The 21,802-nt window shown below is 64.3% G+C and carries 20 protein-coding genes; 11 read left to right on the top strand and 9 right to left on the bottom strand.

Going from position 1 to position 21,802, the window contains the following annotated elements; all coding sequences use genetic code 11:
• Window position 1: 1 nt before the first annotated feature.
• The 5 genes from I6F20_RS09805 to I6F20_RS09785 all read right to left on the bottom strand — a co-directional run bounded on the left by I6F20_RS09805 (window position 2) and on the right by I6F20_RS09785 (window position 5,642).
• Window positions 2–1,012, bottom strand: a complete 1,011-nt coding sequence (locus I6F20_RS09805; RefSeq protein WP_225125937.1) for a branched-chain amino acid ABC transporter permease — start codon at window positions 1,010–1,012, stop codon at window positions 2–4.
• A gap of 286 nt (window positions 1,013–1,298) precedes the next feature.
• The gene (locus tag I6F20_RS09800) at window positions 1,299–2,126 is read right to left on the bottom strand and encodes a helix-turn-helix domain-containing protein (RefSeq protein ID WP_036013364.1); all 828 of its coding nucleotides are present in this window, start codon (window positions 2,124–2,126) and stop codon (window positions 1,299–1,301) included.
• Window positions 2,127–2,250: 124 nt separating this feature from the next.
• Window positions 2,251–3,501, bottom strand: a complete 1,251-nt coding sequence (locus I6F20_RS09795) for an ABC transporter substrate-binding protein (protein WP_036013367.1) — start codon at window positions 3,499–3,501, stop codon at window positions 2,251–2,253.
• 196 nt (window positions 3,502–3,697) lie between these two features.
• The gene (locus I6F20_RS09790; RefSeq protein ID WP_225125935.1) at window positions 3,698–4,693 is read right to left on the bottom strand and encodes an alpha/beta hydrolase; all 996 of its coding nucleotides are present in this window, start codon (window positions 4,691–4,693) and stop codon (window positions 3,698–3,700) included.
• A gap of 13 nt (window positions 4,694–4,706) precedes the next feature.
• Window positions 4,707–5,642: an MBL fold metallo-hydrolase gene (locus I6F20_RS09785; protein ID WP_225126025.1), complete on the bottom strand. Its 936-nt coding sequence runs from the start codon at window positions 5,640–5,642 to the stop codon at window positions 4,707–4,709.
• 229 nt (window positions 5,643–5,871) lie between these two features.
• On the opposite strand from I6F20_RS09785, the gene I6F20_RS09780 reads away from it, so the two are divergent.
• The 6 genes from I6F20_RS09780 to I6F20_RS09755 all read left to right on the top strand — a co-directional run bounded on the left by I6F20_RS09780 (window position 5,872) and on the right by I6F20_RS09755 (window position 12,409).
• Window positions 5,872–6,816, top strand: a complete 945-nt coding sequence (locus I6F20_RS09780) for a LysR family transcriptional regulator (RefSeq protein ID WP_225125933.1) — start codon at window positions 5,872–5,874, stop codon at window positions 6,814–6,816.
• Between the two features lie 427 nt (window positions 6,817–7,243).
• Entirely contained in the window at window positions 7,244–8,194 is a 951-nt protein-coding gene (locus I6F20_RS09775) for a PDR/VanB family oxidoreductase (RefSeq protein ID WP_225125931.1), read from the top strand.
• 17 nt (window positions 8,195–8,211) lie between these two features.
• Window positions 8,212–9,552: an aromatic ring-hydroxylating dioxygenase subunit alpha gene (locus tag I6F20_RS09770; protein WP_225125929.1), complete on the top strand. Its 1,341-nt coding sequence runs from the start codon at window positions 8,212–8,214 to the stop codon at window positions 9,550–9,552.
• Complete coding sequence (locus I6F20_RS09765; RefSeq protein WP_128262357.1) at window positions 9,549–10,025, top strand: aromatic-ring-hydroxylating dioxygenase subunit beta; 477 nt, start codon at window positions 9,549–9,551, stop codon at window positions 10,023–10,025. Before I6F20_RS09770 ends, I6F20_RS09765 begins: the two co-directional genes overlap by 4 nt.
• A 7-nt stretch (window positions 10,026–10,032) precedes the next feature.
• A complete protein-coding gene (locus tag I6F20_RS09760; RefSeq protein ID WP_225125927.1) occupies window positions 10,033–11,649 on the top strand; it encodes an ATP-dependent acyl-CoA ligase in 1,617 nt (538 codons plus the stop codon).
• A 31-nt stretch (window positions 11,650–11,680) separates the two neighbouring features.
• Complete coding sequence (locus tag I6F20_RS09755) at window positions 11,681–12,409, top strand: SDR family NAD(P)-dependent oxidoreductase (RefSeq protein ID WP_225125925.1); 729 nt, start codon at window positions 11,681–11,683, stop codon at window positions 12,407–12,409.
• Between the two features lie 10 nt (window positions 12,410–12,419).
• Here the strand turns inward: I6F20_RS09755 and I6F20_RS09750 are convergent, their stop codons facing one another.
• The 4 genes from I6F20_RS09750 to I6F20_RS09735 form a co-directional block, all read right to left on the bottom strand.
• Window positions 12,420–12,902 (bottom strand): MarR family winged helix-turn-helix transcriptional regulator, encoded by a 483-nt coding sequence (locus I6F20_RS09750; RefSeq protein ID WP_057029875.1) that lies wholly within the window; start codon window positions 12,900–12,902, stop codon window positions 12,420–12,422.
• Window positions 12,902–13,396: a MarR family winged helix-turn-helix transcriptional regulator gene (locus tag I6F20_RS09745; RefSeq protein ID WP_225125923.1), complete on the bottom strand. Its 495-nt coding sequence runs from the start codon at window positions 13,394–13,396 to the stop codon at window positions 12,902–12,904. The genes I6F20_RS09750 and I6F20_RS09745 overlap by 1 nt, the downstream gene beginning before the upstream one ends.
• 156 nt (window positions 13,397–13,552) lie before the next feature.
• A complete protein-coding gene (locus I6F20_RS09740) occupies window positions 13,553–15,118 on the bottom strand; it encodes an indolepyruvate oxidoreductase subunit beta family protein (protein WP_225125921.1) in 1,566 nt (521 codons plus the stop codon).
• Entirely contained in the window at window positions 15,115–17,274 is a 2,160-nt protein-coding gene (locus I6F20_RS09735; RefSeq protein ID WP_225125919.1) for a thiamine pyrophosphate-dependent enzyme, read from the bottom strand. The genes I6F20_RS09740 and I6F20_RS09735 overlap by 4 nt, the downstream gene beginning before the upstream one ends.
• A gap of 127 nt (window positions 17,275–17,401) precedes the next feature.
• On the opposite strand from I6F20_RS09735, the gene I6F20_RS09730 reads away from it, so the two are divergent.
• The 5 genes from I6F20_RS09730 to I6F20_RS09710 are packed head-to-tail and all read left to right on the top strand — an operon-like array spanning window position 17,402 to window position 21,679.
• Window positions 17,402–18,424, top strand: a complete 1,023-nt coding sequence (locus tag I6F20_RS09730; protein WP_225125917.1) for a carbon-nitrogen hydrolase family protein — start codon at window positions 17,402–17,404, stop codon at window positions 18,422–18,424.
• A 53-nt stretch (window positions 18,425–18,477) separates the two neighbouring features.
• Window positions 18,478–19,584 (top strand): cupin domain-containing protein, encoded by a 1,107-nt coding sequence (locus I6F20_RS09725; protein WP_225125916.1) that lies wholly within the window; start codon window positions 18,478–18,480, stop codon window positions 19,582–19,584.
• A 45-nt stretch (window positions 19,585–19,629) separates the two neighbouring features.
• Window positions 19,630–20,538, top strand: a complete 909-nt coding sequence (locus tag I6F20_RS09720) for a fumarylacetoacetate hydrolase family protein (RefSeq protein WP_225125915.1) — start codon at window positions 19,630–19,632, stop codon at window positions 20,536–20,538.
• Window positions 20,538–20,975, top strand: coding sequence for an acyl-CoA thioesterase (locus tag I6F20_RS09715; protein ID WP_225125914.1), 438 nt, complete (start codon window positions 20,538–20,540; stop codon window positions 20,973–20,975). Before I6F20_RS09720 ends, I6F20_RS09715 begins: the two co-directional genes overlap by 1 nt.
• Window positions 20,972–21,679 carry a hypothetical protein gene (locus I6F20_RS09710; protein ID WP_225125913.1) on the top strand — a complete coding sequence of 236 codons (708 nt, stop codon included), beginning with the start codon at window positions 20,972–20,974 and terminating at the stop codon, window positions 21,677–21,679. The genes I6F20_RS09715 and I6F20_RS09710 overlap by 4 nt, the downstream gene beginning before the upstream one ends.
• Window positions 21,680–21,802 lie beyond the last annotated feature (123 nt).

Below are 21,802 nucleotides of genomic sequence, written 5' to 3'. Positions count from 1 at the left end.
CTCAGCGCCTCGCCAACAGGCCTTGCGGCCGGATCGCCAGCACCAGCACCATGATCAGGAAGGTCACGACGATGGCGTAGGTCGGGATGTAGACCGAGCCGAGCTGCTCGGCGAGGCCGATGATCAGCGCGCCGAGCGCGGCGCCCGGAATCGAGCCCATGCCGCCCACGATCACGACGACGAGGGACGCCAGCAGGAAACGGATGTCTTCGCCGGGCGACAATGACTGGAAGGTGCCGCCGACGACGCCAGCGATGCCGGCAAGCCCCGCGCCGAAGGCGAACACCCCGACGAAGACGAGCTGGATGCGCACGCCCGTCGCGGCGAGAATATCGCGGTCGTCGACGCCGGCGCGGATGATCATGCCGATCCGGGTGCGGTTGAGCGCGAGCCACATCGCGACGCCGATGACAACGGAGGCCACGAAGATCACGAGCCTGACGAGTGGATATCTGAGGTAGACCGGATCGCCCGAGGATTTGATCGCAGTCACCAGCGGCAGCTCGATGGGACCGATCAGCCATTTCGGGGTCTGGATCTGGTAGAAGTCGCCGCCGCAGGCCCATAGCATGAGATCGGCAAACACGATGGACAGCCCGATCGTCACCATGGTCTGCCTGAGATCCTGGCCCTCCATCCGGCGGAACACGATCACCTGCAGCAGCACGCCGACGACAGCGGTCAGGACGAAGGCGACGATGAAGCCGAGGATCCACGAGCCGGACGATGTGCTGATGGCATAACCGATATAGCCGCCGAACAGATAGAGCGAACCGTGCGCGAGGTTGACGTTGCGCATCAGGCCGAAGATCAGCGTGAAGCCGCTGGCGACCAGAAAATAGAGGCCCCCGAGCGTGATGCCGTTGAACACCGCGTTGAGGAAGACGCGCTTGCGGCCGATCGCCTCTTCCAGCCCCGGCGGCCAGACTGCGAAGATCAGCCAGAGCGCGACCGCAATCGCGATGATCGTAATCAGCGCCCAAGCCGGATGGCGTTCGACGAAGCGGCTCATGGCTTCACCTCGCCCCGCTTGCGGGGAGAGGTCGACGCGTAGCGCCGGGTGAGGGGGACTCTCCGCAAGCCAAACTGCCGCCGCACTTGCGGAGACTCCTCCTCACCCAGACCCTCTCCCCGCAAGCGGGGCGAGGGGGCATGCAAGCCGTTGCCGGCTGCTGGCCCTGCCATGAGCGAACGTCCTCCCGTCACGCGCGATCCTCTTTTCCGGGATCGCGTTGCCGGCATCCTAGCCAAGCGGCGAGGGCGACATTTGATCGTGAGTATCTTTTCGTGGCCTGCGCTCAGGCGCGCAAAACCTTGGCGGCGCGACGATAATCGGTCGGGGCCATCCCGACATTGGCGGCAAAAAAGCGCGTGAAACCGCTCTGTGAGGAGAAGCCGAGATCGAAGCCGATGTCGGCGATCGGTGTCTCGCTCGCCACCAGCGCTTCGAGCGCCTGTTCCATGATCAGCGTGTTGAGATAGAGGTTCGGCGTGACGCCGGTCTGCACGCGGAACAGCCGGTAGAAATGCGGTCGCGACAGGCCGGATTCGCGCGCGATGGTGTCGAGCTCGATTTCAGCGCCGGGGCTCTCCGACATCATCTTGATGCACTTGCGGACGCGAAAGTCGGTGACGGCGCCGCCTGCGCGCGGATCGCGCGCGATCTCGGCCTGCTGCCAGCTTTCGTCGTAGCAGATGTCGATCAGCCGCCTCAGCTCGGAATCGAGACTGGAGAGCGATGGTGCGCCGCACACGAGCGCGGCGGTCCGCCTGATGTGCTTGTCGAGTGCTGGCGTGCGCTTGAACTGGGTGCGGCCGAAGCGCAACCGGTCGGAGCCGGAGGCATCCGGCGCAAACCATTCGGCGTTGACGTAGAGCACGAAGAAGATGGCGCCGCCCTCAAGATCGGTCGGCAGAAAGTTGTGCGGTTCCCAGGGATTGACAGCGACGACCGACGTCTCGGTGAGATCGTAATGCCCGTCGGAGACGTCAATGCATGCCGACATGCCGCCGACATGGAAGATCAGATGACCTTCGCGATGGGCGTGGATATTGAAAGGCCGGTTCAACTGATAAACCGTCGCCCGGCCGAAGCGGCCATGGAAGACGGCGAGCGCACGGCTCATGCCTTCCCCTCCCGAATGTTCTTGTCTTTTCGGCCAGCCTTCAACAACACCGCCGAGATTGCAAGAGCGGAGAGCGACCGCGTCAGCGAGTCGCTCCCCGGTTGCGTCTGCCTGACGTGATGCGTCAGTACTTCTTACATTCCGGCACGGTGCGGCTCGGCAGCCCGATCTTGGAGAACACGGCCGGGTCGTAGCCGAGCGTCTGGTTCACGTTCGGGATCACCTTCACGACCTTGCTGAACAGCGCGCCCTTGCCGTCGTCGACGACTTCGGTGACGAAGTTGGTGCCGATCGCCTGGCGGTTGGAGTCGAGCTTGATCTTGCCGTTCGGTGCGTCGAGCTCGATCTTCGCCAGTGCTTCCTTGTACTTGGCCTGGTTGTTGGAGAGATCGCCGTTGACCTGACGCAGTGCGAGGATCAGCGCCATGGTTGAATTATAGTAGTTGGTGGCGAGCAGCGACGGGCTCGGGAAGCGCTTGTTGGGCGGGAAGGCGTCTTGATAGGCCTTCACGAATTTCTGCCAGCCCGGATCCTCCCAGGTGTCGGCCTGTCCGCTCGCCGCGATGGTTCCGATCAGCGCGTTCTTGGCGTTGCCCTTCGACGACAGGATCGTCTGGTCGATCATGATGGAACCGCCCATCAGATGCGCCTTGCCGCCGGCCTGCTGATACTGGTTGAGGAAGTTGACGGCGTCGGCGCCGCCAAGCCCGAGATAGATGGCATCGACGTCGTCGGGCAGGGCAGCGATGACGGAGGCGAAGTCCTTCGTTCCCAGCGGCACCCATTGCCGGTTGGTGACCTGTCCGCCCATGCCGCAGAACTCGAGCACCAGCCCGAACACCTGGGTATAGATGAAGGAATAGTCCTCGCCGACGGTCGCGATCTTGCGATACTTCTTCTCTTCATAGGCGTATTTGCCGAGGCCGATCTGCCACTGCGCGCCGTCCATGTTGTAGCGGAAGAAGTTCGGTGCCGGGTCGACATAGGTCGTTTCCTGCGCACCGGATGCGGCATTGATGAACGTCAGCCCGGGATGGCTCTTGGCAAAATTCTTGACCGCGATGCCTTCGTCGCCGGAGAGCGGCGACAGCAGGATCTGTACCTTGTCCTGCTCGATCAGCTTGCGCACGGCGCGCACGGCGGAGTCCGGCGTTGCATCGGTCGAAGCGACGATGAATTCGAGTTCCTTGTCGCCGACCTTCTTGCCGAGCACGTTGAGCGCGGTCTGATGGCCGCGCATGCCGTCCTCGCCGAGCACCGTGTAGGTGCCCTCGAGCGTTGCGGTCACGCCCACCTTGATCTTTTCCTGGGCGATCGCCGCGCCCGAAAGAAACAGGCTGCTCAACGCGAGCAGTCCGATGCTGCATTTCGACATGTGCTCCTCCCTGTGTCATCGCTTGTTGCCGCGACGAACCGTATGGTGCCCGTGGCTCTCGAAGCCCGCGGCTTTGGAGGAAAGCTAACCGAAGTCGGATGCGCTGCACCCATCGCGGCCTCGTTCGGCTTGACTGGCAGTCTCATTTTTGAATGTTGCGGCGCGAGTGATTTTCGCGGTGCAGCAGGACGCCGCGCTAGCTGTAATCTTCGCCGAGAAACTGGTTGATCGCATCGAACGCCTGCAGACGGTTTTTCTCCAGCAGAACCATGTGCGTGCCTTCGCCAATCTCGACCCATCGCCGGTATGGCGCATGCTTCAACGAAAGGAAGAAGTCCTGCGCCGAGTCGATAGGAACGTCCTGGTCCCATTCCGCGTGGACCAGGAGCACGGGCACGCGAATGTCGGCGGCGTCATAGAGCCTCTTGCCCGCGGCCCAGTATTCGCGGATGTCCAGGATCGGGCCGTTGACGGCTCGCATGATGGCAGGCGTTTGCGCGCTGCCCTGCGGGTCCGTGGCGAGCGAGATGTTGGCCCAGAGCTCGAAGCCGCCCGCCGGGATCAAGCTCGATCGTGCCGCTTCCGGCGCAGCCGAGAGCCAGCGCGTCCTGAAGTCCAGCACCGGAACGTTGCGATCGCCGCCGAGGCGTCCGCCTGCATCGATAGGAGCTGGGCCCTGCAGCACCCAAAGCGGCGCGACCAGCGCGAGCTTGACGACCTTGTCGTTGTTGCCCGCGGTGTAAGCACCGGCCACCGAGCCGCCCCAGGACATTGCAACCAGATTGAGGCGCGCGATCCTGCGCTGCTTCAGGATGTGCGCGACGGCGCTGGCGAGGTCGCGCACGCCGGCCTCGGTGCGCACGAGCGGTTCGGACTGCTCCGGCGGCGCGTCCATCTCGGACGGGCGGGTCGATTGGCCATAGCCGCGCACGTCGAGCGCGAAGACGTCGTAGCCATGGCCGGCGAGATGATCCATGAACGAGAGGCCACCGAGCGGCGTATCGAAAAGGCTTCCCGATGAATAGGTCGCGCCGTGCATCATCAGGATGGTTCGCTCGGCGGAGAAGGTCTCGAGCGCCGCGGGGCGCTTGTTGCGCAAGTGAAGCGAAATTCCCGCCGTGTCGCTCGGGATCATGAGATCCTCGACCACGATCTCGGGCCTGTCGGCGCGCGCGCTGGCGTGCTGGTTCATGATCGCTCTCCGTTCAGATGAATTGCCAGGTGAAGCGTCCTCCGGTCCGGCTGACGCGGCCGACCGACGACTGTGCGAAATGGGTGGTGAAGATGGCTGAGCCCCGCTCGGCAGCGTCCTCCAGCACGAAAGCGCGCGAGCGCAATGCGGCTTCCGGGAATTCGCAGAAGCACGAATTGAGCGAGGGCTCATAGACCTGGAGCGGATGGTGCATCACGTCTCCGGCGAACAGCGCCTCCTCGCCACGCGAGACGAGCCGGATGGAGGCGTGATCGACGCTGTGGCCGGGCGTCGGGACGAACGAAATGCCCTCGATCGCTTCGCTCCCGTCCACCGCGATGAGCCTGGCAAGTCCGGCCTCGATCACCGGCCGGACGCTGTCGTCATAGACACGGTCGGCCGGCTTGCGCAGCGCGGGGCCGAGGGACGGGGCCGGGCGGGCCGTTCCGGTCGGCTCTGTGCCCGTTGCGAGGCTCTCGCCATAGGCCTGCTCGATCGCGGAGAAGACGTAGGTCGCATTCGGGAAGGTCGGGACCCAGCGTCCGTCGACGAGGCGGGTGTTCCAGCCGACGTGATCGCCATGCACGTGGGTGAGCAGCACGTAATCGACCTGCTCCGGCGTGACACCCGCTGCGGCCAGCCGCGCCAGGAACGGTTCGTTGAGCCGGTGAAGCGGCGGAATCTCCGGCCGGTTCTTGTCGTTGCCGGTGGCCGTGTCGATCAGGATCGTGTGGTGCGGTGTCCTGACCACCCAGCTGTGAATGCTTTGGATGAAGGTACCGGTCGCAGCATCGAACGAGCCCGCCTCCAGGCTGTCGCGATGGCGCTCCAGCGCCCGCGGCTCGCCTCCCGGATAGAGCGCGTCGAACTTGAATGCGGCAAGCCGCAACTCGTCGATCCGCGTGATGGATGCTTCGCCGACGTGATAGGTCTTGGCCGCGTGAATCATCAAGATGTCCTCCACTGGACCGCGGCGTAGGGCTGGTTGCCCGGGCCGCGGTGACGGTGAGGTACGAAGCGCGCCAAGCCTTGGGGAGAGTCGCGGGCTCGATAGGTCCCATCGACATGGTCGATATCGGAAAGGACGCTGGCTCAGCTTTTCACGCCGGCGTTTTGGCCCTAACCCTCGTATCGCGGCTCGTCGCGGTCGCGACATGCCCCAGACGGAGGTGCCACCGATGCAGGATGCGGAACACGGCCGGGGTCGGCCGGCCGATGATAACGATCTCGCCGAGATCGACCTCGGTCTGTTGCTGGCTCTGGAGGCTCTCCTGCGCGAGCGGAACGTGACGCGCGCGGCCTCCCGGCTCAATATCGGGCAGCCTGCGCTCTCGGCGCGGCTGAACCGGTTGCGGCAGATCTTTGCCGATCCGCTGTTCGTGCCCGCGGCGAGCGGGCGCGGCGTCGTGCCGACGACGAGGGCGGTGGAGCTGCAGACGGCGCTTGCGGACGTGCTCGGCAAGCTCCGTCGCATGGTGGAGGGGCCGGCTGTGTTCGACCCCGCCAAGAGCCAGCGTACCTTCGTGGTTGCCATCCACGAGAATCCGGCCGTGACGCTGGCGCCCGGCCTGGTCGCGCGCTTGACCGCGATGGCCGAGCGGGCGCGGCTCGCCCTTGTTCACCCCGCGCGCGATGTCGTGGATCAGCTCGAAAGGGGAGAGATCGACATCCTGGTGACGGGCGCCGACCGCGCACATGGCGAGCTGATGCAGCGGCCGCTGTTCGAAGACGGCTTCCTGTCCGCACAGCGCAAGGGTCATCCCCGCGGCATCGGTCCGCTCGATCTCGACAGCTTTTGCGCGCTCGACCATCTGTTGATTTCCGCCGATGGCGGCGGTTTCTCGGGCCTGGTCGACGACGCGCTGGCGGTGCTCGGCCGCTCTCGGCGCGTTGCCGTCTCGATCCAGACCTATGCGCTGGCGCCGGTCATCCTTGCGCACAGCGACTGCATCTGCACCCTTCCGCGGCGCTTCCTGATCCGCTTCGCCCACGAGCTCGATCTCACGCCACCGCCGCTCGATCTGCCGCCCGCTCGCATCGTCGCGCTGTGGCATCCGCGCAATCAGGAGGACAAAGGCCACGCCTGGCTTCGCGAATGCCTATACCAGGCGGCTGCTGCTTGATCGCGACGTGCCCTCACGTGGGGACGAGCGGCGCTGTCAGGTTGTAAGTTCTGATTTCTGGAATGAAGTCGGCCAGCTTGCATTCGTTGCGTCCGGTATGCCGCCTGCCGCCTTCCTGAGCTGCGTGCCGAGATGGGCAGGTGCCTCGAAGTATCACCGGATCGCCATTACCGCCGGCTTTCGCCCCTTGTATCCTTGCTCGATGCCGAGCGCAGGAGAGCGCATGATGCGCCGGGCCTGACGACCGGCGGCAAGCCGGTAGCGAGCCCCCCGGCTGGCCACTGACGTTGCCGGCGGGCGATCGCCCGAGACGCCAGCTGGCGATCCATTGATTGCATCATCCGGACCTGCCCCACGCTGACGATTGACAAGCGAATTATTACATGTCTAAAAATATGCAAATTCATATAATCCGTGAGATGCCTGAATGGACGTGCATCCGCTCAAGCTCAAGGTCAGGTCGTATGTCGCGGAGACGCCGTTCATACGGAGCCTTGTGTTTGGTGTGGAGGACGGCGTCGTGCCGCAATGGCAGGCAGGCGCGCATCTCCGCGTCGTGCTCCCGAATGGCGGAGACCGGCCGTACTCGCTGATGGCGTTGCCGGGACTTCCTGAAGATGCGCTGGCGCTTGGTGTCCTGCGCGAGGAGGCTTCGAGCGGCGGCTCGCAGTTCATGCACGCGCTCAAGGTCGGCGACGTCGTGAAGGCGAGCGCGCCGGTCAACAATTTCCGACTGCACGAGGGAGCAGCGCCGGCGCTGCTGTTCGCCGGCGGCATCGGCATCACGCCCGTTCTGTCGATGGCGGCGGAACTGGCGGCGCGGGGAAGCTCATATCGCCTGCACTATGCCGGGCGCACGCAAGGATTGCTGGCGTTCCTGCCGCAATTGCAGGAGATCTGCGCCGGAGGGCTGTCCGTCCACTACGACAGCGATGAATCCCGCCTCGACATTGCCGCGGCGCTCGACGATGCCGCAGCAAACGCCCACGTCTATGTCTGTGGCCCTTCGGGCATGATTGACGCGGTGAAGGCCGCTGCGGCCGCCGCCGGGGTGTCAGCCGATCGCGTTCATTACGAGCTCTTCAAGTCCGAGCAGCCGTCATCGCCTGACCGGCCGTTCGAGGTCGAGATCAAGTCGACCGGGCAGGTTGTCGGCGTTGCTGCGGGGCAGACCATCATCGAGGCGCTGGAGGCGGCCGGTTTCGACGTGCTCTACGACTGCCGGCGCGGCGATTGCGGCATTTGCCAGTGCGGCGTGATCGCGGGAGTCCCCGATCATCGCGACGTCATCCTCAGCGACGAGGAGAGGGCGTCCAACAAGGTCATGCAGATCTGCGTGTCACGCGCGAAGTCGGAACGTCTGGTGCTGGATCTCTAGGGGAGGCGAGCGACGTCATGAAAAGATACGGCGGGAATGCCCACGCGATTGCGGCGCTGGTGCGCGAGGCCGAGGTGCATCGCGACGTCTATGTCGATCCCGAGATCTTCGAGCTCGAGATGGAGCATCTGTTTCCCAACAGCTGGGTCTATGTCGGCCATGCCAGTCAACTTGCAAAACCCGGCGATTTCATCACCGCCAATATCGGCCGGCAGCCGGTCATGGCCAGCCGCCATACCGACGGCTCCATCCATGTGTTCTACAATCGCTGTCCGCACAAAGGCGTGAAGATCGCGTCCGAACCCTGCGGCAACACCGGAAAGTTCTTCCGCTGCCCCTATCACGCATGGTCTTTCAAGACCGACGGCTCCCTGCTCGCGATCCCGCTGAAGAAGGGCTACGAGGGCACCGGCTTCGGCGACACTCAGGCGAATGAGGGGTTGTCGAAGGTCAGGAACGTCGTCATCTACCGCGATTTCATCTTCGCTCGCCTGAGCGTTTCAGGCGTCTCCTTCGAGGATTATTTCGGCGAAAGTCTTTCGACCATCGACAACATGGTCGACCGCTCGCCGGAGGGCAAGCTCGCAGTCCAGGCGACGCCGATCCGCTACATGCACACGTGCAATTGGAAGATGCTGGTCGAGAACCAGACCGACACCTGCCATCCGATGGTGGCGCATGAGAGCTCGGCCGGCACCGCGGTCAAGGTCTGGAAGCGCGAGCAGGGCGATTCCACGGAAACACCGATGGCGGTACAGCTCTACGGTCCCTTCATGAGCCCGTACGAGTTCTACGAGCAGAGCGGCATCCGGATCTGGCCGAACGGCCACGGCCACACCGGCGTCGCCAACTCCATCCATTCGAACTACTCTGATATCCCGGGCTATCTGGACCAGATGGTCGCAGCCTATGGCGAGCAGCGCGCGCATGAGATCCTTGGCGAAGTCAGGCACAACACCGTCTACTTCCCGAACATCATGGTGAAAGGCGCTGTCCAGATCCTGCGCAATTTCATCCCGATCGCGGTCGACAAGACGCTGGTCGAGAGCTGGGTCTATCGCCTGGTCGGCGCCCCCGACAAGCTTTACGAGCGCGCATTGATGTACAACCGCTTCATCAACGCGCCGACCTCGATTGTCGGCCACGACGACCTCGAAATGTATGAGCGGGCGCAGGAAGGACTGAAGTCCAACGGCAATCAATGGGTCAATCTGCGGCGGCTCTACGACGGCCATGAAGAGCAGGACGTCACGGCGGTGATCAACGGCACGTCCGAGCGGCAGATGCGCAACCAGTTTCACGCCTGGGCGAAATTCATCACCATGGACATGGACAAGCGCATCGAGGCTGCGGAATGATCGGCGAGAAGACCATCACGGACTTCATCTATCGCGAGGCGGAGCTGCTCGACACGATGGAGTGGCAGGCCTGGCTCGATCTGTTTCACCCCGAAGGGCGTTACTGGATGCCGCTGGAATGGCAGCAGCAGGATCCGGTGCTGCAGCCGTCACTGATGTACGAGGATCTGCTGCTGCTGAAGGTGCGCGTCGAGCGGCTCGCCGGCGAGCGCACCTTCAGCCAGAAGCCGAAGAGCCGTTGCCATCATCTGCTCCAGGCACCGCGGATCGTCGCGTGCGATCCTGCTGCCGGAATGTTCAAGGCACGGACCTCCTACATCTACACCGAGACGCGCGGCGATATGCTGGAGCGCTATTCGGGATGGGCCTCGCACGAGCTCGTGCAGGTCGGTGATGCCCTGAAGATCAAGCTCAAGCGCGTCGATCTCGTCAATTTCGATGCGCCGTTCGGCAACATCCAGCTTTTCATGTGAGACTGCCTTGACCGCTGCGACCACTGTCCATGCCCGTTTTCAAGAGACCGCGCTCCGCCGCGGCGAGGCGGGTTTCCTGAACGTGCTGCCGGAGACCGCAGGCATCTACGGCATTGCGACGGGCGAGATTTCCTACCGCGCGATGCTCGACCGGGTCGAGCGCCGTCGCGCGGCGCTTGCGAGCCGCGGCTACGGCGAAGGCCACCGGGTCGGGCTGCTGCTCCAGAACAGGCCTGTCTTCATCGAGCTGTGGTTCGCGCTCAATGCGCTCGGCGTCTCCGTGGTGCCGATCAATCCGGACCTCCGTCTCAGCGAGCTCGAATACATCATCTCGCATTCCGAGATGAATGCTGCGTTCGTCCTCGCCGAGCGGCGCGAGGAGGTGGCGCTGGCCGCGCATCAGGCCGGCCGGCCGATCCCTGTCGTGGACGATCAGGACGACGTTCCCGCGCCCTTCGGCGGTGCGCGGCCCTTGACCTCAGCTAGCGAGGGGAGCGAATGCGCGCTGCTCTATACATCGGGGACGACGGGCCAGCCCAAGGGCTGCGTGCTCACCAACACCTATTTCCTGCATTGCGGAAACTGGTATCGCGACGTCGGCGGGCTGATCGACCTCAAGCCAAACGGCGAGCGGATGATCACGCCGCTGCCGCTGTTCCACATGAACGCGATGGCGGTGTCTCTGATGGCGATGCTGTCGGTCGGCGGCTGCCTAACCATGCTCGATCGCTTCCACCCGCGCAGCTGGTGGGCCTCGGTGCGCGACAGCCGTGCCACCTGCCTGCATTATCTCGGCGTGATGCCCTCGATGCTGATGAGCGCGCCGCCATCGGAGCTGGACCGCGCGCACAGCGTGCGCTTCGGCTTCGGCGCCGGCGTCGACAAGCTGCTGCATGCCACGTTCGAGCAGCGCTTCGGCTTTCCGCTGCTGGAGGCCTGGGCGATGACCGAGACCGGCAGCGGCGGCGTCATCGCCGCCAATGTCGAGCCGCGCAAGGTCGGCACCAGCTGTTTTGGCCGCCCGGCCCCCGAGATCGAGGTTCGGATCGTCGATGACGGCGGCAATGATGCGCCGGTGGATGTGCCCGGCGAGCTGCTGGTGCGGCGCGCCGGCGCCGATCCGCGCTACGGTTTCTTCCGCGAATATCTCAAGAACGCGGCTGCCACCACCGAGGCGTGGGCCGGCGGCTGGCTGCACACCGGCGATATCGTGTCGCGCGATGCGGACGGCGACCTGCACTTCATCGATCGCAAGAAGAACGTGATCCGTCGCTCCGGCGAGAACATCGCCGCGGTCGAGGTCGAATCCGTTCTCAACCGCCATCCCGCGATCCGGCAGGCCGCGGTTGCGGCGACGCCGGACCAGGTGCGCGGCGACGAGGTTGCGGCGGTCATCATCACTGAGAAGGCCGGCGCGGACCGCGCGCTCGCCGAAGAGATCGTGCGCTGGAGCCTCGAGCAGATGGCCTATTACAAGGCGCCGGGCTGGATCTGCTTCGCCGACAGCCTGCCGCTGACCGCGACCGAGAAGATCCAGCGCGGCGGGTTGAAGGATTTCGTCGGGAAGCTGATGGGCGAGGGCGCGTTCTTCGATCTGCGTGACCTCAAGAAGCGGCAAGTCTGATCAAGAAGGTCTGATCAAAGAAGGTCTGATCATGAGCGAGATCCGCACCACTCTCATCACCGGCGGCAATTCGGGGATCGGCGAGGCCCTGGCGAAGAAGCTCGTCGAGCGCGGGCAGCGCGTGGTCTCGGTCGGGCTGGAGCAGCCCGGCTGGACCCATGATCTGCTCGCGGCCTATCGCGCCGACCTCACCAATATCGAACAGACGCGTGCGATCGCGCAGGAGATCTGCCGGGATCACGCCGTCGACAGCCTGGTCCACAATGCCGGAATCATCCTGCCGAACCTGCTGCCCGACGCCAAGCCGGAAGACATATTGATGCTGGCGCAGTTGCATCTGGGCGCGCCGATGCTCCTGACCCAGGCGGCGCTGGAAGGTATGCGTGCGCGCCGCTTCGGGCGCATCGTGTTCGTCTCTTCGCGCGCCGCGATGGGGGCAGTGACGCGCTCGGCCTATTCGGCCACCAAGGCCGGCGTGCACGGCATGGCAAGGACCTGGGCGCTGGAGCTTGCCGCGAGCGGCATCACCGTGAATGTCGTCGCCCCGGGGCCGATCCTGACCGATAATTTCTGGGGCATCATCCCGAAGGGCTCCGAGCAGCAGGAGCGGATGGCGCGCAACGTTCCGGTCGGGCGGCTCGGCTCGCGCGAGGACGTCGCGCACGCAATCTCGTTCTTCCTCGACGAGCACTCCGATTTCGTCACCGGCCAGGTGCTCTATGTCTGCGGCGGTACCAGCCTCGTCGGCCTCGGGCCTTGACGCGCGCGTCCTAGATCTGGTTCTGGCGGATATTCTCGACCATCTTGGCCAGCACGCGCGCGCAGACCTCGATGTCGTCGGGCTCGATGCCCGCGACCAGCCTGTCGTAATTGTTCGCCATGATCGGCCAGATCTTGCGCAGCAGCGCTTCGCCCTCCGGCGTCAGGGCGACGACGCGGCGGCGCTGGTCCTCCTCGGCGATCTCGCGCTTGACGAGGCCCGACGACACCATGGACTCCACCATGCGGCTTGCCGTCGACTGCTCGGTCACCGCGAGAACGGCGACCTCGTTGACCGTGAGCGTCCTGTAGATGAACAGCACCGACAGCGTCCGGAACACGACATTGTTGATGCCGTGCTCGCTCAAATCACGGTTCTGATCCAGGTTCCAGCGATTGGCGAGCCGGTTGAACAGATACGGAATATAGGTTTGCAGCTGGTCCCTCGTCCTCGGCGGACCCGACTTCCATCTGCTCTTGGATTCTCTGGCCATTATCTCTTGCGACTTTGCTTCTTGCTCTCGGTATGAAGTTTCGAGGAAAGCGATTTCAGCACGGACAGCGCGCTGTCCAGCTCCCGGGCCGGGACGTTCTCGAGCCGTCTGGCGAGATGCTTCTTGTGGATTTCGGCGGCCTGCCGGAACAGAGCTTCGCCTTTCGGCGTCAGGCGCACGATGAAGGACCGCCGGTCCTCGCTCGACATCTCCCTGCTGATGAGGTCGTCGGCGAGAAGACGTTGCACCAGCCCCGAGACATTGCCGCCGGTCACCTTCAGATTTTGCGACAATTGCCCGAGCGCGAGGCCCTCCTGGTAACGATCGAGCTGGGCCAGCACGTCGAATTTTGCCAGCGACAGGCCGAACTCCGAACTCAGCATCGAATTGAGCGAGGCGAACAGCTCACCATGCAGCGACAGCAATTGGAGCCAGAGCCGGGTTTCGATCTGCCCAGGGACGGGAACAATGTTCTCCTTGAGTGCTGCCGGCATCGCATGACCATCGAGTACAGAATGTCTCGTCAAGTGAAGGGAATTACCGCGGGTCGTTCGCTCCGATTAACAACCTGAGAATCGTAGTCAAGCGGTCTGATCCTGACCTCCTGCGGAGCGAACGGCAATCCAATCCTGCCTCCGGCGCCCGTGGAATCATGCGAAAGTCTTGATGGTCTGGATCACGCCGTCGAGCGCCGTTCCGGCGCTGTCCTTCAGCGCGGCCTCCCGCAGGCGGCGCGCCCAGTCGGCGGCATCCTCGCGGCGCTCCACCAGCTTGATCGCCGCGAGCGTCCTGTCGAATTTCGACAGCCCCCGGCTGTGGGTATCTGAATAGCCTTTGACGAGGCGTCGGCATTGCAGGATCTCGATGCCGAGCTGGTAATTGGTGCCGACCGCCTCGGTCGCGGCCTTGAGCCATGAATCCCGGTGCGCCGTCTCGATGGCGTGACGCAGCGAGCGGCGGCGCAGGCCGCGCATTCCGCCGACGACATAGAGGGCCAGGAACCAGGGCAGCGAGTAGGTTCGCACCCGGCGTCCCCGGTTGACGCGGCGATCGAGCCAGCCGAGCAGGCGCGGCCGCGCGCCGAGCCAGCGGCCGAAGCCTGCCGGCAGCATGCCCATCACTTCCTCCATGCGGGGATGCATGAACTCGGTGGTCTGAAGCACCTGTCCGTTCGACATCTCGAGTTCGCTCTCGATGCGCGCGCGGCGGCCGGCGCGCGTCTTGAGGTCGGCGACGCGGATGACGTCGTCATAGGTCATGGCGTTGGCGAGGTACTTCGCCGCGGCTTCCGTGAAGGCATAGGCATGTGCGTCACCGCCGGCGTTTCGGTCGGCTGCGTGCAACCTCTTGAGGATGTCGAGATATTCGCCGCCATAGGCGATGTCCTGGAAGTCGACGACCTTCCGCAAGCCTGCACGAGCCATGCCGAGTGCAGGCTGGGGCAGCTCCCCATTCAATCTTGCGACGAGCTCGCCAAGCTGCGGATCGGGCGTCGCGGAAGAGGGGGTATCGTCGGTCGGTTTGGTTGGCGCGGGGGCCGCAACTTCGGTCGGGCCGGTCTTGACCCGCTCGAAGGCGGCCTCGAACGTCTCGACGCTGGCCTTGGCGCCTTTGCCGCCGGTGCGGATGACGTCGAGATAGCTGTCGCGGCTGAACGGCAGCACGCCCGCGCCTGCGAGCGCGCCGAACATCGCGGCCGAGATGACGCTGCCATGCGCGATCGCCAGCGCGTTCAGATCGAAGATGATCTCGGTCTTCGCCGCAATGCCGATGGCGCCGGTCACGGCGCCGCCGTCGGCGATGCCGTTGCCCGGCGCGATCTTCTCGCCGATCGCAAACGAGCGGTGGTTGGACGCGATCAGCGTGGTGCGATCCGGCGTCACGAGGCCGCGCAGGATCGATCGCCCGGCCTCCATGAATTCCGCCGCCATCACCACGTCGACGTCGCCCGGGGTGGGCATCAGCGACAGGATCGGCTTGCGGCCGTCGAGCGGCGGCATCGCCTCGATATAGTAGATGGTGGCGCCGGTGCGCTGGGCGACGCCGGGCACCGAGGTGGACTGCGCGACCCAGCCATGGTTCTCGGCGAGCTGAACGATCCAGTCGGTCAGGACGCCGCCGCCCTGGCCCCCCATCGCGACAATCGCGATCGAGATCGGCCGCTCCGTCGCTTCGCCTGCGGCGGGGAGGGCCAGCCGGACCGTCTCGTCCCTCATGCCAGTGCCTCGAGCGCCGGACGCCGGCGGTCGCGCCGACGCTGCAGCCAGCCGATCACGCTCATCGCGACCCTGGATTTGAACATGTCCCAGCGAGTCGGATTGTGGATGACGTCGGCTCGATAGAACGAAGGGCAGAGCACGGCGGCCTCGGAGACCTCGCCGCAATTGCCGCAGCCGACGCAGGAATTGTCGATCGCCGCGACCGGATCGTCGCGCAAGGGGTCGTCGAGCTGCTTCACCGACAGTGACGGGCAGCCGGAGAGGCGGATGCAGGCATGGTCGCCGGTGCAGACGTCTTCGTCGACGCCAAAGCGCTCCTTGACAATGCGCGTCCCGTCCTTGATGGCCTTGTTGATCTGCGGCTTCACGCGCCGCTGCTTGTTCAGCATGCATTCGGAGGACGCGACGATGACCTTCGGGCCTTCCTCTTTCGTTGTCAGCGCTTCCTTCAGCGTGTCGCGCATCTTGCCGACGTCGTAGGTGCGGTCGAGCTGGCGCACCCACTGGCCGCCGATGCCCTTCACCGCCTGCACGATCGAGTTGTTGGTCTTGCGGCGCTTGTTGACCGCGCGCGAGGACAGGATGTCCTGACCGCCCGTGGCAGAAGTGTAGTAATTGTCGACGATGACGAACACGCCGTCATGCTTGTTGAACACGGCATTGCCAATGCCGCTGGTCAGTCCATTGTGCCAGAAGCCGCCGTCGCCCATCACCGCGATCGACCGCTTGTCCGCCTTGACGTTGAAGGCCGAGGTCGAGGCCGGGCCGAGGCCGAAGCCCATCGTGGTCGCGCCGATGTTGAACGGCGGCAGGATCGAGAACAGATGGCAGCCGATGTCCGCGGAGACGTGGTGCTGGCCGAGCTCTTCCTCGACCAGCTTCATGGCGGCGAAGATCGGCCGTTCCGGGCAGCCGGTGCAAAGCCCGGGCGGGCGCGCCGGCACCACCTGCTTGAGCTTCTCGACCGCGGGGTGATTGAGCACGGGCGCTGCGTCCGGCGCCGGCGGACGGTTGCCGAGCAGCCGCGGCTCGGTCTTCTCCAGGAATTCCCTGACGCCGCCGAGCAGCACCTGCGCGGTGTAGTCGCCGCCCATCGGCAGCACGTCCTTGCCGTGGACGCGCGCCTGGATGTCCTTGCGGCGCAAGACCGTATTGATCGCCTGCTCCAGATATTCCGGCTGGCCTTCCTCGACGATGAGCACGGCGTCCTTGTCGAGGCAGAATTCCGCAACCTCGGTATCGATCACGGGGTAGGTGACGTTCATGATGTAGAGCGGGATCTGCGTGTTGCCATAGGCATCCGACAGCCCGAGATATTGCAGCGCGCGGATGACGTTGTTGTACATGCCGCCCTGCATGATGATGCCGACCTTGCCCTGCTTCGGCCCCATCCACTCATTCAGCTTGTTGTCCCGAATGAATCCGACAGCCGCGGGCATCCGCGTCTTGATCTTCTCCTGCTCGTGCTCATAGGCCGCCGGCGGCAGCACGATGCGGTTGACGTCACGCTTGGGATTGTTGAGCGCGTCCTTGATGGTGTGCGCCGGCCTGACATTGTCCTTGCAGGCGAAGCTGCCGTGCATGTGGCAGGCGCGCACGCGCACCTCCAGCATGACCGGCGTGTTGGAGACTTCGGAGAGCTCGAAGCCTTTCTCGATCAGATTGACGATGCATTCATGCTCGGGGCGGGGATCGAGCAGCCACATCTGCGACTTCATCGCGAAGGCGTGGGTACGCTCCTGCATGATGGAGGAGCCTTCGCCATAGTCCTCGCCGACAATGACCATGGTGCCGCCGGTGACACCGCCCGAGGCGAGGTTGGCAAGGGCGTCGGAGGCGACGTTGGTCCCGACGGTCGACTTCCACGCCACCGCGCCGCGCAGGGGATACATCACCGATGCCGACAGCATCGCCGCGGCGGCTGCTTCGTTGGCCGAGCTCTGGAATACGACGCCGAGATCGTCGAGCACGTCCTTGGCGTCGGCCAGCACGTCCATCAGGTGCGAGATCGGCGAGCCCTGATAGCCGCCGACATAGGCGACCCCCGATTGCAGCAGCGCCTTGGTGATGGCGAGGATGCCTTCGCCGCGGAACGTGTCGCCATCGCCGAGCCTGAGATCCTCGACCTCGCGAGCAAAAGACCGTTCAGCCATTGCACCCTCCAGAAATATGCGATAGCATACGTTTACATGTGAAGTAAGTCAACGCCGCGCCATGCTATCACGCTTGCGGATGCTCTCTCCGACAAGGCGGTCATGAGCCAGCGACAGGGTAGGGCCGATGCTGAAGCTGCCTCGCTTTAAAGCTGCCGCCGTCCAGGCTTCACCAGTCTATCTCAACGCAAGCGCGACCGCGGAGAAGGCGGCTTCACTGGTCCGTGAGGCCGCAGCCAACGGGGCGAAGCTCGTCGCGTTCCCCGAAGTGTTCGTTCCCGGCTATCCTTATTGGAACTGGATCACCGATCCCGTCACCGGCAGTGCATGGTTCGAGAAGCTCGCCAAGGCGTCGGTGCTGGTGCCGGGGCCGGAGGTCGAAATCGTCTGCAAGGCCGCGCGCGATACGGGATGCCACGTCGTGCTCGGCGTGAACGAGCGCAGCCCGGTCTCGCTCGGCGCGATCTACAATACGCTGGTTTTCATCGGTCCTGACGGCGCCTTGCTCGGCAAGCATCGCAAGCTGGTGCCGACCTGGGCAGAGAAGCTGACCTGGACCGGCGGTGACGGGTCGAGCCTGCGCGTCTATGATACCGAGATCGGGCGTCTCGGAGGCCTGGCCTGCGGCGAGAACACCAACACGCTGGCGCGCTTTGCGCTGCTCGGGCAGGGCGAGCTCGTGCACGTCGCCAGCTATATCTCGCTTCCGGTCGCGCCCCCCGACTATGACATGGCGGAGGCGATCAAATTGCGCGCGATTGCCCACTCCTTCGAAGGCAAGATCTTCACGATCGTCTCCTGCTCGACCGTGTCGGAGGAGATCATCGCGGCGATGGAGACCGTCGTTCCCGACGCACGCGCACGTCTGCAACGGAAGTCGAGCGCATTCTCCGGTATCATCGGTCCGGACGGGCGCGTGGTCGGCGATCCCTTGATCGACGACGAAGGCATCGTCTATGCCGACATCGACCTCGATCGCTGCATCCAGCCGAAGCAGATGCACGACATCGTCGGGCACTATAACCGGTTCGACATTTTCGATCTGCGGGTCAACCGTCGTCCGCAGACGCCGCTCGGTCTGACAGAGGCGGAAGCCGTCGCCGGCCAAGAGCAGGCGGGCTTCTCGTCGATTCCAGGTCGAGCGGAATGACGGGCCGGTTCGCTTGAGGGTGCGGGATCATAAGACAGGACTTGGAGGATAGGATGCGCGAGAACGTGATCGGCCGGGCCAATGTCGAGGACACCCCCGAGCTCGAGGCCTATTACAAGGATCTCGAAAGGTACGAAGCCGGAGCGCTCTGGACCGTCGCCAACAAGATCGAGCCGTGGGCGCCGCAATCGGCCTCGGTTCCCGTGCTCTGGCGCTACAAGGATCTGCGCGAGCACGTGCTGCGCTCGGTCGAGCTGGTCTCGCCCGAGAAAGCCGGGCGGCGCGTGATCTATCTCAACAATCCCGGGCGGCGCGACGTGTCGGCCGCGGTCGGCTGGCTCTATTCCGGATTGCAGGTGATGCATCCCGGCGAGGTCGCCACGGCCCATGCCCACTCGGCCTCGGCGCTGCGCTTCATCATGGAGGGCGCGGGCGCCTACACCATCGTCGACGGTCACAAGATGACGCTGGGCGCGCGGGATTTCGTGCTGACGCCGAACGGCACCTGGCACGAGCATGGTGTCGAAGGCGACGGCTCGGTCTGCATCTGGCAAGATGGCTTGGACATCCCGCTCGTCAACGCGCTGGAAGCCAATTTCTTCGTCGTGCATCCGAACATCCAGCAGGAGCCGTCCGGCTATCCCGTGGACGACATGACCCGGACCTGGGGCAATCCCGGTCTTCGGCCGGCGGACTCGCGCTGGTCGAAGGGTTATTCGCCGATGTTCAAATATGAGTGGGAGCCGACCTACGAGTCCTTGCAGAAATATGCGGCCGCGACCGATGGCTCACCCTATGACGGCATCCTCATGAACTACGTCAACCCGGTCACCGGCGGGCACGTGATGCAGACGATCGGTGCGAGCATGCAGCTGCTGCGCCCCGGCGAGAAGACCAAGTCGCATCGGCACACCGGCAGCTTCATTTACCAGGTGGCCAAGGGACGCGGCTATTCGATCATCGGCGGCAAGCGGCTCGAATGGGAAGAGCGCGACATCTTCTGCGTTCCGTCCTGGGCCTGGCACGAGCACGGCAATGCCTCAGCGAGCGAGGATGCCTGCCTGTTCTGCTTCAACGACCTGCCCGTCATCGAAAGCCTCGGGCTCTATCGGGAAGAGGCCTATGGCGATAATAGCGGTTACCAGTCGGTTGCCGCCTGATAGGCCCTTGCAGAATTCAACCAGAACAGCCGGATAGAAGCCTTCATGCGTCTCGTCACCTACACCTTGGGCTCCAGCGGTGCCCGTCTTGGAGCCCTCGTCAATGGACTGGTCGTCGATGTCGAGCACCTTGGTGCGTCCAGCGGCGTGACATGGCCGGGTGACATGCTGTCGTTCATCGACAACAGCGTGACCCTGCTGCCTGCGCTTAAGCGTGCACTGGCGGACGCCCATGGCCGCTTCCCGGCCGGCTCGGCGGTCGCGGTCGAGGATGTAAAGCTGCAGGCGCCGATCCCGCGGCCGCGGAAAAACATATTCGGCATCGGGCTGAACTATCGGGCGCATGTGGCGGAATCCGCCAAGAGCCTGGATACGGACAAGGACCTGCCGAAGCAGCCGGTCGTCTTCTCCAAGCCGCCGACCTCCGTGATCGGCCCGGGCGCGGCGATCCAGCACAATGCGAAGATGACGCAGCAGCTCGACTGGGAGGTCGAGCTCGCCGTCATCATCGGCAAGACCGCAACGCGCATCGCGCCCGACAAGGCGATGGACCACGTCTTCGGCTATTCGGTGATGATCGACATTTCCGCGCGCGACAATCGCCGCGCCGGACAGTGGATTTTCTCCAAGGGCATGGACACTTATGCGCCCTTCGGCCCGTGCATCGTGACCGCGGACGAGATTCCTGATCCACACGATCTGCGGCTGTGGCTGACCAAGAACGGGGTCATGAAGCAGGACTCCAACACCAAATACATGATCTTCGACATTCCGGTGCTGATAGCGGACATTTCGTCGGGCATGACGCTCGAGCCGGGCGACATCATCGCCACCGGTACGCCTGAAGGCGTCGGCGCCGGCATGAGCCCGCAGGAATGGCTTTGGCCGGGTGACGTGGTCGAGGCGGGCATCGACGGCGTCGGCGTCATCCGCCACCCCGTTGTTGCGATCTGATGACGAATTTTTCGTTCGATCGCGTGCTCAGGTTCGGAGACTGCGATCCCTCGGGGATCGCGTACTTCCCGTCCTATTTGCACATTCTCAACGGCGTCGTCGAAGATTTCTGGGCTGGAATCGGTTTTCCATGGCCGGAGCTGATCGCGGTCCGGAAGATCGGAACGCCCACGGTACACCTTGATTGCGATTTTTCCCGGCCCTCGATGTTCGGCGATCTCCTGACGTTCAACCTGCGCATCATCAGGGTCGGTGGGTCATCTCTCCATCTCGAGCATATCATCTCCGGCGCGAATGGCCCGCGCTGGCGCGCGCGGCAGATCCTTGCTGCGACCTCGCTGATCGATCACCATGCGATCCCATGGCCCGATGACATTCGCTTCGCACTGATAACGCATGTGAGCGCGGGCGAGGGGACCGAGGCTATGCCCGCATGATCTCGCTGTTCATGGCATTCTCCGATTCCACAGGCGAACGGCGAGTTCGTCCTGATGAGGTTGCCACTGTGGCGGAGCTCGTCGGATCGATCCCCGGCATGACCGAGGCCCTGCTGTTCACGCCGCTCGAACAGTCGGTCGACCATCCCTACAAGGCCGACGGCGCCGGCCCCGCCTTTGCGCTGCAACTCCGGTTTCCCGACCTGTTCGCCTGCGAGGCGGCGATGGACCGCGGCGGCGTCCTTGCCGGCCTCGCAACAGGGGCCGGTCTCTCCGGCCTCACCGGACTCGCTATCACACACCAGGTGATGCTGACGCGCCCGTTTCCGGTCGATGTCGCAGAGCATCCGGCGGGAACGACGACCCCCTGCAGTTACCTCGTGCACTATCCCGGCCCGGCCGAGGATATGAACGCCTGGAACCTGCATTATCTGGAGCACCACCCGTCGATCATGCGGACCTTCCCGAACGTCCGCCAGATCGAGATCTACACCCGCATCGACTGGGTCGACCGGCTGCCGTCGCAGCGCGTCGAGCATATGCAGCGCAACAAGCTGGTGTTCGACAGCCCGCAAGCCCTCGCGCACGCACTCGGCTCCGACGTGATCAAGCACATGCGTGCCGACTTCGCGAAATTCCCGCCATTCGCAGGCGGCAACAGGCATTTTCCGATGCTGACCAGAGTGGTGGGGGCGAGGCCCTAGGCGGTGTACCGATAAAATCCGGCGGCGTGATGCGGCCAAAAGCCATGTCTGCTTTGCTCCTATAGCGACCGAGTTCGTGCGGCGGCGCAGTATGTCGCGATGGGCCATTAACGGAAGAGTAGC

It is taken from the genome of Bradyrhizobium sp. IC3123, assembly GCF_020193625.1.
Lineage (GTDB): Bacteria > Pseudomonadota > Alphaproteobacteria > Rhizobiales > Xanthobacteraceae > Bradyrhizobium > Bradyrhizobium yuanmingense.
The sequence above is the reverse complement of the archived record's forward strand: the minus strand, read 5'-3'. Positions and strand labels throughout refer to the sequence as shown.

What these genes read in the sequence shown, in the direction of transcription:
- I6F20_RS09805 (WP_225125937.1), bottom strand. Translation starts at nt 1,012, where the DNA reads ATGAGCCGCTTCGTCGAACGCCATCCGGCTTGGGCGCTGATTACGATC.
- I6F20_RS09800 (WP_036013364.1), bottom strand. Translation starts at nt 2,126, where the DNA reads ATGAGCCGTGCGCTCGCCGTCTTCCATGGCCGCTTCGGCCGGGCGACG.
- I6F20_RS09795 (WP_036013367.1), bottom strand. Translation starts at nt 3,501, where the DNA reads ATGTCGAAATGCAGCATCGGACTGCTCGCGTTGAGCAGCCTGTTTCTT.
- I6F20_RS09790 (WP_225125935.1), bottom strand. Translation starts at nt 4,693, where the DNA reads ATGAACCAGCACGCCAGCGCGCGCGCCGACAGGCCCGAGATCGTGGTC.
- I6F20_RS09785 (WP_225126025.1), bottom strand. Translation starts at nt 5,642, where the DNA reads ATGATTCACGCGGCCAAGACCTATCACGTCGGCGAAGCATCCATCACG.
- I6F20_RS09780 (WP_225125933.1), top strand. Translation starts at nt 5,872, where the DNA reads ATGCAGGATGCGGAACACGGCCGGGGTCGGCCGGCCGATGATAACGAT.
- I6F20_RS09775 (WP_225125931.1), top strand. Translation starts at nt 7,244, where the DNA reads ATGGACGTGCATCCGCTCAAGCTCAAGGTCAGGTCGTATGTCGCGGAG.
- I6F20_RS09770 (WP_225125929.1), top strand. Translation starts at nt 8,212, where the DNA reads ATGAAAAGATACGGCGGGAATGCCCACGCGATTGCGGCGCTGGTGCGC.
- I6F20_RS09765 (WP_128262357.1), top strand. Translation starts at nt 9,549, where the DNA reads ATGATCGGCGAGAAGACCATCACGGACTTCATCTATCGCGAGGCGGAG.
- I6F20_RS09755 (WP_225125925.1), top strand. Translation starts at nt 11,681, where the DNA reads ATGAGCGAGATCCGCACCACTCTCATCACCGGCGGCAATTCGGGGATC.
- I6F20_RS09750 (WP_057029875.1), bottom strand. Translation starts at nt 12,902, where the DNA reads ATGGCCAGAGAATCCAAGAGCAGATGGAAGTCGGGTCCGCCGAGGACG.
- I6F20_RS09745 (WP_225125923.1), bottom strand. Translation starts at nt 13,396, where the DNA reads ATGCCGGCAGCACTCAAGGAGAACATTGTTCCCGTCCCTGGGCAGATC.
- I6F20_RS09740 (WP_225125921.1), bottom strand. Translation starts at nt 15,118, where the DNA reads ATGAGGGACGAGACGGTCCGGCTGGCCCTCCCCGCCGCAGGCGAAGCG.
- I6F20_RS09735 (WP_225125919.1), bottom strand. Translation starts at nt 17,274, where the DNA reads ATGGCTGAACGGTCTTTTGCTCGCGAGGTCGAGGATCTCAGGCTCGGC.
- I6F20_RS09730 (WP_225125917.1), top strand. Translation starts at nt 17,402, where the DNA reads ATGCTGAAGCTGCCTCGCTTTAAAGCTGCCGCCGTCCAGGCTTCACCA.
- I6F20_RS09725 (WP_225125916.1), top strand. Translation starts at nt 18,478, where the DNA reads ATGCGCGAGAACGTGATCGGCCGGGCCAATGTCGAGGACACCCCCGAG.
- I6F20_RS09720 (WP_225125915.1), top strand. Translation starts at nt 19,630, where the DNA reads ATGCGTCTCGTCACCTACACCTTGGGCTCCAGCGGTGCCCGTCTTGGA.
- I6F20_RS09715 (WP_225125914.1), top strand. Translation starts at nt 20,538, where the DNA reads ATGACGAATTTTTCGTTCGATCGCGTGCTCAGGTTCGGAGACTGCGAT.
- I6F20_RS09710 (WP_225125913.1), top strand. Translation starts at nt 20,972, where the DNA reads ATGATCTCGCTGTTCATGGCATTCTCCGATTCCACAGGCGAACGGCGA.